Genomic DNA, 15,526 nt, shown 5'->3' on the forward strand with positions numbered 1-15,526 from the left:
TAAAGGGCGCGCTGGTGTTCTAGACTTGAGCCCGTGACTGAAACCCCTGACAACCTCACCGAACTCGAGGACCGCCCGGTTCTTGTGGTCGATTACGGTGCGCAGTACGCGCAGCTGATCGCCCGCAGGGTCCGTGAAGCGAACGTCTACTCGGAAATCGTTCCGCACACCTGGTCCACCGAAAAAATCCTGCAGCGTAACCCCGCGGCGATCATCCTGTCGGGTGGTCCGTCCTCCGTGTACGCTCCCGGCGCCCCACAGCGCGATGCCGAGCTGTTCGAAGCCGGTGTGCCCGTACTGGGCATCTGCTACGGCTTCCAGGTCATGGCTAACGCCCTGGGCGGCTCGGTGGAACGCACCGGAGCCCGCGAATACGGGGCCACCATGGCCACCGCGTCCCAGGACCTCACGGGCACCCTGCTGGAGGGCGCCCCGGAAGTGCAAACCGTGTGGATGAGTCACGGAGACTCCGTCACCGGTGCCCCTGAGGGTTTCACCACGCTGGCGTCCAGCGATGGCGCCCCGGTTGCGGCTTTCGAGAACTCAGAACGCAAGCTCTACGGCGTGCAGTGGCACCCGGAGGTCAAGCACTCCGCGTACGGGCAGCAGGTACTCGAGAACTTCCTGTTCAACGGTGCCCAGATCACCCCGTCCTGGTCCACGGGCAACATCATCGAGGAACAGATCGAATTGATCCGCGCTCAGGTGGGCGACGGCAAGGCTTTGTGCGGTCTGTCCGGCGGTGTGGACTCGGCCGTGGCCGCGGCGCTCGTTCAGCGCGCGATCGGTGATCGCCTGACCTGCGTGCTGGTCGATCACGGGCTCATGCGCCAGGACGAGGTGGAGCAGGTCGAGAAGGATTACGTGGCCGCCACAGGCGTGAAACTGCACGTGGCCCGTGAATCCGATCGCTTCCTCTCTGCACTGGCGGGTGTGAGCGACCCGGAGGCCAAACGTAAGGCCATTGGTCGTGAGTTCATCCGTGCCTTCGAGGCCGCTGAGGAACACGTTTTACGTGCAGAGGCAGCAGACGGTAAGCCCGTGCAGTTCCTCGTCCAGGGCACCCTCTATCCGGACGTCGTGGAATCCGGCGGCGGTGAGGGCGCAGCCAACATCAAGAGCCACCACAACGTGGGTGGGCTGCCGGAGGACCTGCAGTTCGAGCTGGTCGAGCCGCTGCGTCAGCTGTTCAAGGACGAGGTCCGCGCGGTGGGCCGCGAGCTGGGCCTGCCGGAGAACATCGTGGGTCGCCAGCCCTTCCCCGGCCCCGGTTTGGGAATCCGCATCATCGGTGAGGTCACCGAGGAGCGTTTGGACATCTTGCGTCGTGCTGACGCTATTGCTCGCGAGGAACTGACTCGCGCCGGTCTCGACGACGACGTGTGGCAGATGCCCGTGGTGCTGCTCGCGGATGTCCGCTCGGTGGGCGTGCAGGGAGACGGCCGCACCTATGGCCACCCCATCGTGCTGCGCCCCGTCAGCAGTGAGGACGCCATGACCGCTGACTGGTCGCGCCTGCCCTCGGAATTGTTGGCCAAGATTTCCAACCGCATCACCAATGAGGTCGAAGAAATCAACCGCGTGGTTTTGGACGTCACGTCCAAGCCACCCGGAACCATCGAGTGGGAGTAATCCCACACTCGTTGTGAACGAACATCAGTGCCGGTGCGTCGGCCGCGCCACCCAGGAGCGGGTGGAGCGGTCGGCGCACTCGTGAGTAGGAGACTCATGTCTGCAGACGCGCCCCAAGAACGCCCCGAGAACAACACCGAGACCGGGACCGATTCCAGGGTGTCCTTGCGTGCCTGGACCCAGCAAATGGACGCCTACACCGGTCCGGACACGCTGCTGGAGTTCAACCGCGTGGACAACGTGTGCATCGACCTTGCGGAAGCCAATTCCTCGGGTCAGGCACAGTTGTTGATGGGGCGTCCCACCAGGCTGTCCACGATGATCCATCATCAGGACCCCGCCTACGAACGTGCGGCACGTTCGGCACGCGCATTGCGCACCAAGATTCATGAACTCTCGGTCATGCACAGGCTGGACGCCGCGTATTTGGCGGCCGGAACGGCGTCGTGGTTGACCAATCCGGCCGTGGACGGGCAGCGGCGCTTCATCGCCCCCGTGCTGTTGGCGCCCGTGACCGTGAAGCTGCGCCCGGACGGCAAGGATTTCGAGCTTCAGATCGTGGCTCCGGCGCGCCTGAACCCGGCACTGGTACGCCGGCTGCGCGAGGATTACAACGTGGAATTGGCCACGGGGGAGATGTCCCGGTTGGCGTACGGGACGCGCCGCCTGGACCCGGCTCCCGTGCTCGAAACGCTGCGGCAGTTGGCCGTGGACGTGCCCGGTATGCACGTGGCCCACCAACTGCTCGTCTCGACCTTCGCGGACCTGCGCGAGCGTCCCGCGGACGAGAACGTTGAGGCGCGCACGGAGTTCGTGCGCGGCCTGGCGCGACTGAAGAACCACGAGGTGGGCAAGCTCCCGGTGGTCACTCCGTTGGAGAACCGCGCGGAACCTCTCGACCAGCGCGATCCCGCTCATGAGCTGGCCCTGACGGATCTGGACCGGAGCCAGCAAGAAGTCGTTGATCTGGCCGAACAAGGCGAGAGCTTCGTGGTCAGCACGCCCGTGGGAACCCCGGCCATCGACACCGTGGTAGCCACCGTGGGATCACTGGTGTACAGCAACAAGAGTGTTCTGGTGCTGGGCGAATCCCGCACCACGCTCTCCGCCTTCACTCGGGCGTGGAACCGTCTGGGTCTGGACTCGCTGGTGTTGCCGCTCGGTTCACACCTCAACGATGACGACATTGCTGAGCGTCTCGTGCACGCCATCGCCCGCAACGAGCGCGCCGAAGAACCCGACCTGGAGCAGCTCCACGACGCGCTACGGCTCTCACGCGGACAGCTGCGCGTGCATGAGGAATCGCTGCACGCCGTGCGCCCGCGCTGGCAGGCCTCGCCGTACCAGGCGATGCAGGCCCTGGCGGAGTTGACAGCCCGCGAGCCCGGCCCGCAGACGGCCGTGCGTTTCCGTCGATCCGTGCTCGACGCTGTCTCCCACCGCGCCGAGGTCGAGAAGCAGCTGGAACGCGCCGCACGGTTGGGCGCTTTCGACGCCGAGACCCTTGCCGGCCCGTGGAACGGCGCCCGCCTGGTCAACGACGACGAGGCTCGTGAGGCCCACCGGCTCGCCAAATCCTTGCTGCTCGAATTGACCACACTGAAGACCGGGATCCGCAGTGTCCTGGGCGTGTCTGGGTTGCGCCCGGGAAGCAGTATCCAGGAGTGGGCCCAGCAGCTGTCGCTGGTCATCGAGGTGGGCGATTCACTCAAGCACTTCACACCGGATATTTACGACCGGCCCGTCACGGATCTGATCGCCGCCACCGCGTCCTCGGGATGGCGCCGCGACCACGGGATCGAAATGACCGGGCTGCAGCGTTCCCGGTTGCGCAAGGCCGCCAAGGAGTACATGCGCCCGGGCGTCCATATCTCGGATCTGCATGCCGCACTGGTTAAGGTGCAGTCCGAGCGCGATCGCTGGCGAACATGGGCGACGTCCCTCGAGCAACCAGCGGTCTCCGATCGCGCCAGCGAGGTTCGGGAGATCCAGCGTCGTTTCAGCGAAGACCTCGAGGGTCTCGCGATCGCCCTGGAGGGTTCGCCCACGGCGGCCACCTTGGAATCCGCGGACGTCGAGCAGCTGGAAACCACCCTCGACGAATTGATCAACGACGAAGCCCACCTGGCCACTTTGCCCGAGCGCACCATGCTCCTGGACGACCTGCGTTCGCGCGGGTTGGGTGAGTTCCTGCAGGACATGCAGGACCGCCGAGTGCCGGCGCACGAGGTGCGCGGAGAGCTGGAACTGGCCTGGTGGCAATCCGTGCTCGAGGCCATGATCAGCGGCGACGACTTCGTGGCCATGCCCCACGGCAACGAACTACGCCGCACCGAGTCCACGTTCCGTCGCGCGGATTCCGCACACGTGGCCTCCGCACCGAGCCGTTTGATGCACGAGCTCGCCACGCGCTGGAAGCACAGCATTCGGCGCGGACCAGTGGCCGCCCGGAACCTGCGGGACATGCTGCGCTCGGGGCGTGTGCGCCCGGATCAGTTGAGCGCGGAAGAACACCTGATCAAGCAGCTGGTCCCGGTGTGGACTGCCAGCCCGCTCGTGCTTTCGGCGACTCTGGCCGAGGACCAGCACATTGACACTGTCGTCATCCTGGACGCCGAGTCCACGCCTCTGGCGGCGACCTTGCCCGCGCTCGTGCGTGCGGATCAGGTCATTGCGTTCGGTGACGCACACGCGGGTAACCCCCACCCGTTCACGGTGGCCCCGCAGCAGAATTCGGGGGACGACCCCCAACCGGTGGCAGAGCTCGAGTCGGCCTTCGGCGCGCTGAGTCGCGTGGTCGACCAACGCGGTCTCACGTCAGTGCGCCGCGCCATGGACCCGCGCCTGTTCAACTACCTCAACTCCGCGTTCTACGACGGCGCTCTCGCGCGTCTCCCGCACGCCTCCGAGCTGGTCAGCCCCACGTCTGGGATGTCCGCGGAGTACGTGGAGGACGGGGTGGGTGTGCTGACCGCCGGCACGGAAGGTGTGCAGGCGCCGTCGGCGGAGGTCCAGCGCACCGTGGACCTCGTGTTTGCGCACGCCACCCGCCACCCCGAGCGCTCGCTGGCCGTAGTGACCGCGTCCGCGATGCACGCGACCCGCGTGGCGCAGGCCGTGCAGCGCAGGCTGCGCGAGAACGGTGAAGTAGCAGACTTCTTCGCGCCGGGCCGTGAGTCCTTCCGCGTAGTCGAACTCCACCGCGCGGCCGGAATCGAGCGCGACACCGTGATCTTCTCGCTGGGCTTCGGGCGGACCACCTCCGGTCGTTCGACACCCAACCTGGGCGCACTGTCCGAGAAGGACGGGCGGCAGGCGTTCGTGCGCGGCATGACACGCGCGCGTCGGCACACGCACATCGTCACGTCCATCCACCCCAAGGACACCGAGGAGCGGCGCCTGCAGTACGGTGCGCGGGACATGTACCGCATGCTTGAACTGCTCTTCGGCGAGTCGACCACGTCCGAAAAGGCGCAGGCACCGGCCTCGGTCGCCGACGACGCCGCGGACGCCCTGGTCGCAGACCTCGCCGATCGCTTGGGTCGCGCCGGTGCCACCGTGCACACGGACTACGCCGACATCATCGACGTGGTCGCGTACGCGGATACCGAGTCCCTGTCCGCCGGAGCCGTGGTGCAGCCAACCGAGAACGGCGAAGCCCCGCGGATCCCGGTGGCCATGGAGTCCGACGGATCAGACCGCAGCCGCGCACTGAGTGTGCGCGAGCGCTCCCGACTGATTCCGCAGCAGCTCGAACGCGCGGGGTGGAACTACGTGAGCCTGTGGTCCGTGGAGGTGTTCACCGATCCGCAGACCGTGGCCTCGCTGGTGCAGCGGTACCTGGGGCTGAACGCCAAGACGAAGACCTCGGGGCCCGAATCCCGTGAGCAGGGTGGCGCGGAACGGTCCGAGGGAACCGGGGACTCGTCGGCTGACACGGAGAACGGCTGAGCAGGCCCATGAACGAGGAAAACTCGGCACCGAAGGCCGGCCACGACGACCCCGTGGATCCCGTTCAGGGTTCTGACTCCGGTCAAGAAACCGGGTCACATCAGGTGACGGATTCGGGTAGGGACGCTGCTTCTGGAAGTGCTACCGAGCTTCCGAAACGCCGACGTCGGGGGCACCGACGTGTCAGTGGCGGTCGTGCGCCAGATCCGAATTTGGCCGTAACCGATCCGGCGCTGTCTGCCAGGCCGAACGACCCGGATCGCGCGGTGTCCGGGGCATCGGATGCTATGTCCGACCGGGAGCACGAGCAGTGGTTGAAGGAACAGCGTCCCCCGCACTGGGGCTGAAAACCTCGATTCCGCGCCTCCGGCCCGCGTTGGGGACCTAATCGGCTACCAGGACGAGCGAAGTCCGCCCGGAACCGTCCAGTGCCGCTAGCCCGGACGCGGTTTCCCGGGGTGCGGCCAGTACTACGAGACCCAGGTCGGTATCGGTTCCCGAGGCCGACAACAGTGACGAGTCCTGAGCAGCACCCACGGGTGCGCTCCACAGCACGGTCACCGATTCCGCCACGGTCTTCTGCCTGTCATTACCTGCGCTGTCCGGCTGGTGCACCACGTCCACGCTGTCCCCGGGCCGGATGTGACGCAACACGGCCGGGTCGCTGACACGGATGCTGGCGGCGGTCGTACCTTCCGGTTGGCTTTCCAGAAGACCTGGTCCGAGCACGGAGGATTCCGTCAGGAATTGCCCCGGCACGAGGGCTACGGTGGCCGGTTGACCCGTGACTACAGAAGGATCCGTGACGGCGCCATCCGGAACCCAATCAACCGGGACCTCCTGGACATGTACATCGGCCCCGCTCAGTGCCGTCCCCGCTGGGACTGGATTGACCACGGTCACCACGGGAGAGGACTGCGCGCTCGGGGGAGCGAACTGCAGGATCAGAAGTGTCAGCGCAACCGCACAGAGGGCAGCAGCCACCAATCGATGACGGCGGTTCACCGCCGTGCGGAAGCGCAGACTCAGCGGATATCTGGGGCGGACTCGTGGGCTCATGCCCGAACCCTACGAGTGCTTCGATACCGCCACCATTGACTTGTTGGACCCTGGGGACATCGTGGATCGGACGGTTGCGGGCGAGGTTCCTGTGGAGCGAGATCGGCGGGGAGCAATGGTGGCTCTCGAATGAACGAATTCCCGGCCGCACCGCGGTTCGATGGTGAAGCTGCGGACGTGAATTTACTCGGCGGAAGTTGAGGCAGCCTTCTCGGAGAAACCGGACGAAGACGAACTCGAATCCGAGGAAGACGAGCTGGATGCCGACGAATCCGAACCGTTCGAACCGGAGGTCTTCGCATCCGAACGAGAATCGTTGCGGTAGAAACCGGAACCCTTGAACACCACGCCCACGGTGTTGAACTTCTTACGCAGCTGACCGCCACATTCTGGGCACTCGGTCAGGGCGTCATCCGAGAAGGATTGGCGGATATCGAAGGCGTGGCCGCAGTCTTTGCAGCCGTAGGCATAAACGGGCACGGAATTCCTCGCAATTAGTTGGCACTGATGTGGACCGAGTGCTAATCCTACTCCGCTCGTGGCGGTGCCGGGGTGTGATCCTCGCTGCTCCCAAGGGCCACCACACCGCGCTCGGTCAGTGCCTTGGTCATCACGGCGTCGTGAGGCTCTCGCGGGATGCTTCCGGTGGCCAGGATCTCGTCGTGGAACACGCACACAAGCATCTCGGGTAGCGGCTGTGCGGCGGCGAGTCGTTCCAGAAAGCGATCGTAATAGCCGCCCCCGAAACCCAGCCGAACGCCGTCGGCTCCCACTGCAACGGCCGGAACGACCACAAGCCGCACGGCGCGGAAGATCTCGATGTCGTGCCGCGGTCCCACAGGCTCGAGCAAGCCGGGCAGGGAACCGGCCGCGAGCTGGGCGTCAGGCCGCCACCAGCACCATCGCATCGCGCGGTCCGCCTCGACCACGGGTACCCACACGCGATGACCCGCGCGATGTGCAGCCTCGAGCGCAGCCAGTAGCGGGGGTTCGGTGTTGAGGGGCAAGAATGCGGCGATGTCCCCGGCCGATGTCATGGCCAATTCGCGCATCAGGTGCTCGGTCAGCGCATGCGAGGCAGCTTTTCGCACCTCGGGTGAACGACGACGCCGCTCGGTCAGGATGCGCCGCCGCAGGTCCGCTTTGCTACTGGTCGGCAGATTCGATTCCGACGTCATGAGAGATGCATTCGAGTGTGTTTCACGGCGTGGTCATTGTCGGCAATGAGAGGTTCGGAGGGTGTCCCCTCATGAAGGGACGATGACAAAGTCTGCATATTTCGCCTCAATCAGCCGCACAGAAGGATCGTCCATTAACCTAAGTTTATGAGCCCTAATCAGACCAAGCGCGCACATAAGGCGGTCATCCCCGCGGCAGGACTGGGTACCCGGTTCCTCCCGGCGACCAAGGCCATGCCCAAGGAAATGCTGCCGGTGGTAGACCGGCCCGCCATTCAGTATGTCGTTCAGGAGGCTGTTGATGCAGGCCTGGATGACGTCCTGATGATCACGGGGCGCTCCAAGCGCGCTTTGGAAGATCACTTCGACCGCGTGCCCGCGCTCGAGGCATCCCTCAAGGAGTCCGGAAAGGACAAGCTGCTCACGGAAGTTGAGCACGCGTCCGATCTCGGTGAGATTCACTACCTGCGTCAGCAGGACCCCAAGGGCTTGGGCCACGCAGTGCTGCGTGCCAAGACCCATGTGGGCAATGACCCGTTCGCCGTGTTGCTCGGCGATGATCTCATCGATGCCAGCGAAGATCTGCTCGAGCGCATGATCGAGGTCCAGCAGGCCACCGGTGGTTCTGTCGTGGCTCTCATGGAAGTTCCCCAGGAGCAGATCAGCGCCTATGGTTGCGCCGACATCACCGCCGTCGACGGTGAAGAGTACGTCCAGGTCAACGGAATGGTCGAGAAGCCGGCTCCGGAGGATGCGCCGTCCAACCTGGCCATCATCGGCCGGTACGTACTGCACCCCGAGATCTTCGAGATCTTGGAGAACACCCCGCCGGGTCGCGGTGGCGAGATCCAGCTGACGGATGCCATGCAGACCATCGCCGACAAGGGTGACCAGGCGAATGGTATGTACGGCGTGGTGTTCAAGGGCCGCCGCTTCGATACCGGAGACAAGCTGTCCTACCTCAAGGCCAACATCGTGCTCGCGTGCGAGCGTGGCGACTTGGGCCCGGACCTGCGCGCGTGGGTCAAGGATTTCGCAAAGGACCTGCAGGACTGATAGTCAGTGTTCTGTGAACACTGATGTCGTGTGGCCCGTAAGTGTGCAGTGGGCGCAGCTGACGCTGCGCCCACTGTCCATGCGTGACCGCGCCGAATGGGACTGCGTGCGGTACCGGAACCGTGAGTGGTTGGAGCCGTGGGAGGCCAGTAACCCGCTACCCGGGGGAGAACCTCCCACGTACCGCCAGTTCGTGAAGCTCATGCGCGATCAGGCGAAGCAGGGCACCTCGTTGCCGTGGCTGATCACGGAAGTGAATCCGGACACCGGCCGCAATGAATTGGTGGGCCAGCTGAGTGTCTCGAGCATCACCGGTGGGTCCTTCAGGTCGGCGACGCTTGGGTATTGGGTGGATGCAGCACAAGCTGGCCGGGGGATTGCCCCCATGGCGGTCGCGATGGCCACCGATTACTGCTTCCAGCATTTGAATCTGCACCGAATGGAAATCAACATTCGTCCGGAGAACGTCAAATCTTTGCGAGTGGTGCAGAAACTTGGATTCCGTGATGAAGGTTTGCGGAAAGACTTTCTCCACATTTCGGGGCACTGGCGCGATCACCGCAGTTTTGCGCTCACGTCACCTGAAGTTCCCCGTGGGTTAGTGCACCGCTTCACCGGTTCCGATGAACTCATGGCTGTGCGAAAGGGTCGGTTCTGACCACTCCAGCAAGGGTATTCTGGAGTGAGCACCGCGTAGCAGACAACGAATCACACCGTTGTAAGCAACACGGTGCTGTGTGCCGCAGTTTTTGTCCTGCGCTCCCTTATGGTGGGGGTCGTGGGATTGACGTGGGTAAGCAGCTCGGCCGTTTTGGCCATCGTGTGCGTGTTGTGCGCGGTATGGCTGGCGCCTCGGATTCTGCGACGTGAAGACACCCCCGTGCTGGCCCAAGTCGATGCGCGCGACCTCCGGTTCGATGCGCCCCGCAGTGGCCCGCAGCACACTACAGTGAGTCTTGCGCCCAAGACATCAACCTACGAACGGGAGAGCACCATGGAGACGTCGGCAACGGAACCGTCCACCGCGGCATCCGCGCGCCGCCCCATGGCCGGCCTGCACATTCGATGGGACCGCACCCTGATTTTCCTGGCCGGTGCCATGCTGTTGCTCACCGCCTTGATCACCGGTGTCATGGCTCCTTTCACCGCCGTTACCTGGGCAGTGCCGACCGTCCTCACGCTGCTCGGCATCGGTTGCGTAGCCGGACTGCGCTACTTGGCCGTTGAAGAACAGAACGTTCGCCGCGCCCGCGGCTCCGTAAGCGCGCCCGTTGAGCAGCCGGAACAGAAGCTGTTCGACAACGAGGACGAGAACCGCCAGGAGGAGCAGGTTCGTGAGCGCCGCGCCATGGCCGCTCTGGATCTGCCCGAACAGGTGGAGCAGTCTGAACAGCAGGTCACCGCCAAGACCCACGAACCCGCCTACACGGTGGATGAACTTCGTGCGGAGGCTCTCAAGGTTGCCCGTTCCGCGGCCCCCAAGTTCGAGGGCAAGGCCACCTGGCAGCCGGTTCCAGTCCCCAAGCCGCTGTACACCCAGGCCCCGGTCGTGCCTCCGCGTGAACCCGAACCTCTCCAGGTTCCCCAGCGCCCCGCGGCAAAGTCGACCACTTTGAAGGACGCAGCTGAGGCCGGTGCGCGGGAATCCGCAGCACTCAACTTGGATGACGTTTTGAGGCGTCGCCGGGCCTAGCGGCAGCACCACAAAGATTTAACGAAACAGTTCGATTCCGCGCCGCGGCCGTACCCAACAGGGCAGGCCGCGGCGCGTGGCATATCTAGGGAGCGTCATGGCTGAGCAGCAATGGGAGATTGAACGCAAGTACGATGTGTCGCCCAAACAGGCGGCCAAGATCAAGCTGCACAAGGTGGAAGGATTCACGGTGGGGGAGCCGTCGATCTACGATCTGACAGCTGCCTACTTCGATACCGAGGACTACGCGCTGAGCGCCGCCAAGGTGGCCGTGCGACGTCGTGCGGGTGGCGGTGACGACGGATGGCACGTGAAGTACAAGGCCGGCAAGGTCCGTGGCGAGCTGCATTACGCACCGCTCAAAACCTCCGATCGCATGCCCGCCGCGCTGCGGAAGACCTTGGTCGGGATCACGTTGGACCGGCCACTCACACCCGTGGCGACCATCAATACCAAGCGCGCCGAGTACCCGATCACCGCCGATGATGGTCAGCAGCACGCGGTTCTGTGCGTGGACTTCGTCTGCGCGCGCGATGAGCGTGCCGGGGTGGACCGTGAGTGGAGCGAATGCGAGATCGAGCTGAGCTCTGACGAATTGTCCAAGAAGCAGACCAAGGCTGTCTTCAACGCAGTTGAGGACGTTCTGTTCGAGGCGGGTGCCGTGGCATCCAAGTCACCGGCCAAGATTGCTCGGGCGCTGGGTCAGGGCGGTGCTCCGGCCAAAGAACTGGCTTCGGACGACAAGAACAAGAAGAAGGACAAGGACGATTCCAAGAATTCGTCGAAGAAGTCCAAGAAATCGAAGAAGTCCACAAAGGACGCCGACAAGAAGCGGGCACCGGTTCCCACCAAGGATGTGCTGACCACCGGCCAGGACGTTCTGGTGGCTATGTGCGCAACCTTGACCCGCCAGTTGCAGCACTGGGATTTCGCGGTTCGGATCGGCGCGGATGATTCTGTGCATCAGATGCGGGTGCGCAGTCGAGCTCTTCGCAGTGTGTTGCACGCCGCGCGTGACTTCGTTCCGGAGCAGACCGGCACCGATCTCGAGGAGCGCCTCAAGACCTTGGCGCGTGCCCTCAGCGATGCTCGTGACGAGGAAGTCGCCGCTGAACAGTTGCACGCCCGTTTGGATGACGGATTCCAGGGCCAGATCACGGCCGCGGCCCGGCAGGACCTGTTCGCCGCCTCGGAGTCAGCTTCCGCCGACGCCGCTCGCGCCGTTCGTCGCATGCTGGACAGCGCCGAGCACATCCAATTGCTATCGGACCTAGGGGCACTGTTCCAGGATCCCTCGTTCGGGCAGCAGGCCGCGGAGCTGTCCGCCAAGAAGTTTGCCAAGTCCGTCATGAGCACCGCATTGACCGACGTGATCCGCGAGGCCACTGCCAAGCCGAGTGTGGATTCGGAATCCGGAGAGACCGAGGTCAGCGAACTCGGTGCAGAGCTGAGCGAACGGTTGGCCCGGGCCGAGGAGGACCCCGTGGCCCTGGCGGTCTACTTCGATCACCTGCATGACGCCCGCAAGGCCATCAAGTCCGTTCGGTACGTCAGCGATGCCCTGGACCGCGCGGATGTCGAGCCGGGCAAGAAACGCTCCAAAGCGGCGTCGTACGCCAAGGAATACCAGGACGAATTGGGGTCGCTCACGGACTGTGCGGTCATGGAGCACTGGCTCGCACGTGTGGCACGCAGCTTCCAGCGCACCGGCAAGGACCGTTACGCGGTGGGGCTGTTGCACGGGATTGAGATGGCCTCGCTGCGTGCGCGCCTGGACGATGCACCGGAGCTGATCGGTGATCTCGTGGAGGACATCCAGCGGGAGCTGCCGAGCGACGACTGAACGCCCCGGCCGCCGCGCGTGAGCTGACCGACATTAGGAGCCGGTGATTGCCGGGCCCCACACGACGATCGACGGTACGTCCCAAGAAATAAGAATTTCGGGACGTACCGTCGATCGTTTTGCAGCTATTCAGAGTGCGGGTCAGTTCTCGCTGATGAGCTGAATCAGGTTTCCGCACGTGTCGTCCAGGACCGTGATGCTCACCGGGCCGGCGTTCGTGGGTTCCATGGTGAACTCCACGCCCTTGGAACGCAGCTCGTCGTAGGCCTCCTGCACGCTGTCCACCTGGAACTGTGTGAAGGGGACACCGGCTGATTTGAGGGTGGACTTGAACTCGGGGGCGCCGTAGTTGGCATCTGGCTCAAGGAGCAGCTCAACGCCGTCCGGATCGCCGGGGGCGGTGAGCGTGAGCCAGCGGGCATCGCCGGCGGGAACATCGTGCTTGAGTTCGAAGCCGAGCTTGTCGGTGTAGAACTCAAGGGCTCTGGCCTGGTCGTCCACCAGGACACTGGTGATGTTGATACGAATGCGCACGGTGTACTCCTGCTCAGCGACGGGTGGAGACGGGCTCCTGGTCGGACTCTGGGTCAAGCGTAGCGGGGGACGGACCGGAGACGGCGGGGTCCGTCCCATGACGCTGCGCATCACTGGGGTCCGGCCGGTCGGCTGCGGCAATTTCGTCCGAGTCGGGGGTGATGACTTCGCGGTCGATCTGAGTGGCCAGCGGTTTCTCCACGACGAAGAAGAGCAGGACCAGGGCCATGACCGTCAACGGCACCATGAACAAGAAGATGGGCAGAAGCGCATCGTTGTAGGAATCGATCACGGGCAATCGCAGTGCATCCGGTAGCCCCTGAACCAGCCCGGGGGTCAGGGAATTGCCGCTGACCGGGGCACTCCCAGCCGCCGGAGGCATGCGTTCTGCCAACAGATCATGGAGCCGGGTCACGAAGACCGAGCCCACCACGGCCGAACCGACGGTTGCACCCACTTGGCGGAAGAAGTTGCTCGATGCCGTTGCGGTACCCACCATGCGGTTGGGGAACGAGTTCTGCACGATGAGCACCAGAATCTGCATGCTCAGGCCAATGCCGGCACCGAACACGGCGATGAACAGGCACAGCTTCCACATGGGATCGGAGGCGGTCATGGTGGACATCAGCCACAGCCCCAGCCCGGTGATCACCATGCCGATCAGCGGGAAGAATTTGTACCGGCCCGTCTTGGACACGATCTGCCCGGACAGGATGGAGGTCACCAGCAGGCTGCCCATCATGGGTGTCATCAGCAAACCAGCGGTGGTTGCATCCACACCCTTGGCCATCTGAATGTATGTGGGCATGTATCCCAGGGCACCGAACATGACCACGCCGACCATCAAGCCGGCCACGGTGGTGAGAGTGAAGTTCCGATCAGCGAACAGTGACAGCGGGATCACGGGATCCTTGACCTTGGACTCCGTCATCACGAAAGCAATGGCAGCGGCAACGGTGAGCAGGGACAAGCCGATAATGTGCGGGGAGCCCCAGTCGTACTGCTGACCACCCCACGTGCACACCAGGATGAGGGAGGTGGTGGCCACGGCCAGAAGCACCATGCCCAGGTAATCGATGTGCAGGGACTTGGCGCGTTCCGGGCGAGGAATCCGCAGAAAAACGCTCACCGCGATCAGGGCCAGGATTCCCAGGGGGATGTTGATGATGAAGGCCCAGCGCCAGCCGGGCCCCTCGGTCAGCCAACCGCCCAGCAGCGGACCTGCCACGGAAGACACCGCGAAGACCGCACCCATGATGCCCATGTACTTGCCTCGCTCGCGGGCCGGAACCACATCCGCAATGGCGGCCTGCGACAGTATCATCAGGCCACCGCCACCAAGCCCTTGCACCACACGTGCCGCGATGAGCAGTCCCATGGTCTGTGCCGCCGCACCGATCAATGAACCGGCGATGAACAACAGGACTGCGCCCAACAGGATGGGTTTGCGGCCCAGCAGATCGGACACGCGGCCGTACACCGGCATCATGACGGTGGAGGCCAGGATGTAGGCCGTGATGACCCAGCTCATGTGGTTAACCCCGCCCAGTTCTCCGACCATGGTCGGCAGGGCCGTGGAGAGGATTGTTTGGGAGAGAGCGGCCAGCAGCATGACCATCATGAGTGCAGCGAACAGCAGCGCCAACCGGGGTGCGGGTTCCGCCATGTGCTTGCCCGACCGGTGGGTCGGTGCAGATGACGTGCTGTGGCTCATGAAATCTCCTTGAATGCGGTGCGGAAAACGGACAGCGCTTGTTCTACCGCGCTGTCGACGACGTCCGGGTCAGAATTGCTGGTCAGGTCTTCGTTTTTTCGGTAGACGTATTTGAGAACCGCTCCGGCCATCAGCACGTACGCCTGAGACCTCTCACATGTCCCGGCACTGGCCGAATCTTCTGTGTGCTCGTCAATGGTGGCTGCCACCAAGGACTCGGCTGCCGTGATGTGGAGACCGATCTTTCGGGACAGGTCCGGGTTGGCCGTGAGCAATTCCTTGCGTTCTTTGCCGGTGGCGCTGAAACCCGCAGAGTGTCGGAGCACCTCGAGGAATAACCGCACGGTACGTGAGAACTCATCGCCGGTGGTGGTGTCCTGATAGTTCTCCAGAGCAGAGGGAGGCATGTGTACCGGTTTCAGGCCCAGGACCGCGTCTTCCTTCGACGGGAAGTAGTTGAAGAAAGTCCGGCGGGACACTCCGGCGCGTTCCACAATGGCGTCTACCGTGGTGGCGCCGTACCCGTTTCGTCGGGTCAGTTCCCAGGCGGCCTCGTGAATCTCGCGGGAAGTCTGGGCCCGATGCCGCTCCCGCAATGACAATTTCTCTTCTAGCACTGGTACATACTATGCACTCGTGCAATCTTGCACAAGTGCAAGTTTGGTGCGGGTCACTGTCGGGAGGGCGAGAGAGTGCGTGGACAACGTTCCGCCAGCACCCGGGTGGCCCTAGGGGCCGTCCAGGTAACAATCAGGAGGTTCGGTGTGGGCGCGCATGACCGGTTGTTACGGTAAGAACGTTCCAGCCGCGCATGATCCGAGTGGTTGAACATCCATCGAGACCGAGGACCCGCGTAGATCGTCAAC

The 15,526-nt window shown here is 64.0% G+C and carries 13 protein-coding genes; 7 read left to right on the plus strand and 6 right to left on the minus strand.

Annotated elements, in window-relative coordinates; translation table 11 throughout:
- Positions 1 to 33: 33 nt before the first annotated feature.
- Together guaA and ABD283_RS02825 are read left to right on the plus strand one after the other, a co-directional pair.
- Positions 34 to 1,632, plus strand: a complete 1,599-nt coding sequence (gene guaA / locus ABD283_RS02820) for a glutamine-hydrolyzing GMP synthase (protein ID WP_344223528.1) — start codon at positions 34 to 36, stop codon at positions 1,630 to 1,632.
- Between the two features lie 96 nt (positions 1,633 to 1,728).
- On the plus strand, positions 1,729 to 5,583 hold the full coding sequence (locus ABD283_RS02825; RefSeq protein WP_344223529.1) for a hypothetical protein: 3,855 nt from the start codon (positions 1,729 to 1,731) through the stop codon (positions 5,581 to 5,583).
- A 384-nt stretch (positions 5,584 to 5,967) separates the two neighbouring features.
- On the opposite strand, the gene ABD283_RS02830 is transcribed toward ABD283_RS02825, so the two are convergent.
- Positions 5,968 to 6,642 (minus strand): RcpC/CpaB family pilus assembly protein, encoded by a 675-nt coding sequence (locus tag ABD283_RS02830; protein WP_344223530.1) that lies wholly within the window; start codon positions 6,640 to 6,642, stop codon positions 5,968 to 5,970.
- Here ABD283_RS02830 and ABD283_RS02835 point away from each other — a divergent pair.
- Positions 6,641 to 6,775, plus strand: coding sequence for a hypothetical protein (locus ABD283_RS02835; protein WP_344223531.1), 135 nt, complete (start codon positions 6,641 to 6,643; stop codon positions 6,773 to 6,775). The two genes, ABD283_RS02830 and ABD283_RS02835, sit on opposite strands and share 2 nt — an antisense overlap.
- A gap of 50 nt (positions 6,776 to 6,825) precedes the next feature.
- Here ABD283_RS02835 and ABD283_RS02840 read toward each other — a convergent pair whose 3' ends face one another.
- Positions 6,826 to 7,122: an FmdB family zinc ribbon protein gene (locus ABD283_RS02840; RefSeq protein WP_344223532.1), complete on the minus strand. Its 297-nt coding sequence runs from the start codon at positions 7,120 to 7,122 to the stop codon at positions 6,826 to 6,828.
- Positions 7,123 to 7,169: 47 nt separating this feature from the next.
- On the minus strand, positions 7,170 to 7,820 hold the full coding sequence (locus ABD283_RS02845; RefSeq protein ID WP_344223533.1) for a 5-formyltetrahydrofolate cyclo-ligase: 651 nt from the start codon (positions 7,818 to 7,820) through the stop codon (positions 7,170 to 7,172).
- Positions 7,821 to 7,967: 147 nt separating this feature from the next.
- Between ABD283_RS02845 and galU the strand changes: the two genes are divergently transcribed.
- The 4 genes from galU (at position 7,968) to ABD283_RS02865 (ending at position 12,412) form a co-directional block, all read left to right on the plus strand.
- The gene (gene galU, locus ABD283_RS02850; protein ID WP_344223534.1) at positions 7,968 to 8,876 is read left to right on the plus strand and encodes a UTP--glucose-1-phosphate uridylyltransferase GalU; all 909 of its coding nucleotides are present in this window, start codon (positions 7,968 to 7,970) and stop codon (positions 8,874 to 8,876) included.
- A 13-nt stretch (positions 8,877 to 8,889) separates the two neighbouring features.
- Positions 8,890 to 9,534, plus strand: a complete 645-nt coding sequence (locus ABD283_RS02855) for a GNAT family N-acetyltransferase (protein ID WP_344223535.1) — start codon at positions 8,890 to 8,892, stop codon at positions 9,532 to 9,534.
- Positions 9,535 to 9,870: 336 nt separating this feature from the next.
- Positions 9,871 to 10,569, plus strand: coding sequence for a hypothetical protein (locus tag ABD283_RS02860; RefSeq protein ID WP_344223536.1), 699 nt, complete (start codon positions 9,871 to 9,873; stop codon positions 10,567 to 10,569).
- A gap of 97 nt (positions 10,570 to 10,666) precedes the next feature.
- Positions 10,667 to 12,412, plus strand: a complete 1,746-nt coding sequence (locus ABD283_RS02865) for a CYTH and CHAD domain-containing protein (RefSeq protein WP_344223537.1) — start codon at positions 10,667 to 10,669, stop codon at positions 12,410 to 12,412.
- A 141-nt stretch (positions 12,413 to 12,553) separates the two neighbouring features.
- Here ABD283_RS02865 and ABD283_RS02870 read toward each other — a convergent pair whose 3' ends face one another.
- Genes ABD283_RS02870 through ABD283_RS02880 form a run of 3 tightly spaced genes read right to left on the minus strand, consistent with a single transcriptional unit; the run spans position 12,554 to position 15,277 of the window.
- Positions 12,554 to 12,946, minus strand: a complete 393-nt coding sequence (locus ABD283_RS02870) for a VOC family protein (protein ID WP_344223538.1) — start codon at positions 12,944 to 12,946, stop codon at positions 12,554 to 12,556.
- Positions 12,947 to 12,959: 13 nt separating this feature from the next.
- Complete coding sequence (locus ABD283_RS02875) at positions 12,960 to 14,660, minus strand: MDR family MFS transporter (protein ID WP_425552790.1); 1,701 nt, start codon at positions 14,658 to 14,660, stop codon at positions 12,960 to 12,962.
- The gene (locus ABD283_RS02880) at positions 14,657 to 15,277 is read right to left on the minus strand and encodes a TetR family transcriptional regulator (RefSeq protein WP_344223539.1); all 621 of its coding nucleotides are present in this window, start codon (positions 15,275 to 15,277) and stop codon (positions 14,657 to 14,659) included. Before ABD283_RS02880 ends, ABD283_RS02875 begins: the two co-directional genes overlap by 4 nt.
- Positions 15,278 to 15,526 lie beyond the last annotated feature (249 nt).

The sequence above is a fragment of the Kocuria atrinae genome (genome assembly GCF_039531425.1).
Classification (GTDB): Bacteria; Actinomycetota; Actinomycetes; order Actinomycetales; family Micrococcaceae; genus Kocuria; species Kocuria atrinae.

Excerpts from the sequence above, each read along its gene's own strand:
- ABD283_RS02860 (WP_344223536.1), top strand. The coding sequence starts at position 9,871 with ATGGAGACGTCGGCAACGGAACCGTCCACCGCGGCATCCGCGCGCCGC.
- ABD283_RS02875 (WP_425552790.1), bottom strand. The coding sequence starts at position 14,660 with ATGAGCCACAGCACGTCATCTGCACCGACCCACCGGTCGGGCAAGCAC.
- ABD283_RS02835 (WP_344223531.1), top strand. The coding sequence starts at position 6,641 with ATGCCCGAACCCTACGAGTGCTTCGATACCGCCACCATTGACTTGTTG.
- ABD283_RS02830 (WP_344223530.1), bottom strand. The coding sequence starts at position 6,642 with ATGAGCCCACGAGTCCGCCCCAGATATCCGCTGAGTCTGCGCTTCCGC.
- galU (WP_344223534.1), top strand. The coding sequence starts at position 7,968 with ATGAGCCCTAATCAGACCAAGCGCGCACATAAGGCGGTCATCCCCGCG.
- ABD283_RS02845 (WP_344223533.1), bottom strand. The coding sequence starts at position 7,820 with ATGACGTCGGAATCGAATCTGCCGACCAGTAGCAAAGCGGACCTGCGG.
- ABD283_RS02865 (WP_344223537.1), top strand. The coding sequence starts at position 10,667 with ATGGCTGAGCAGCAATGGGAGATTGAACGCAAGTACGATGTGTCGCCC.
- ABD283_RS02825 (WP_344223529.1), top strand. The coding sequence starts at position 1,729 with ATGTCTGCAGACGCGCCCCAAGAACGCCCCGAGAACAACACCGAGACC.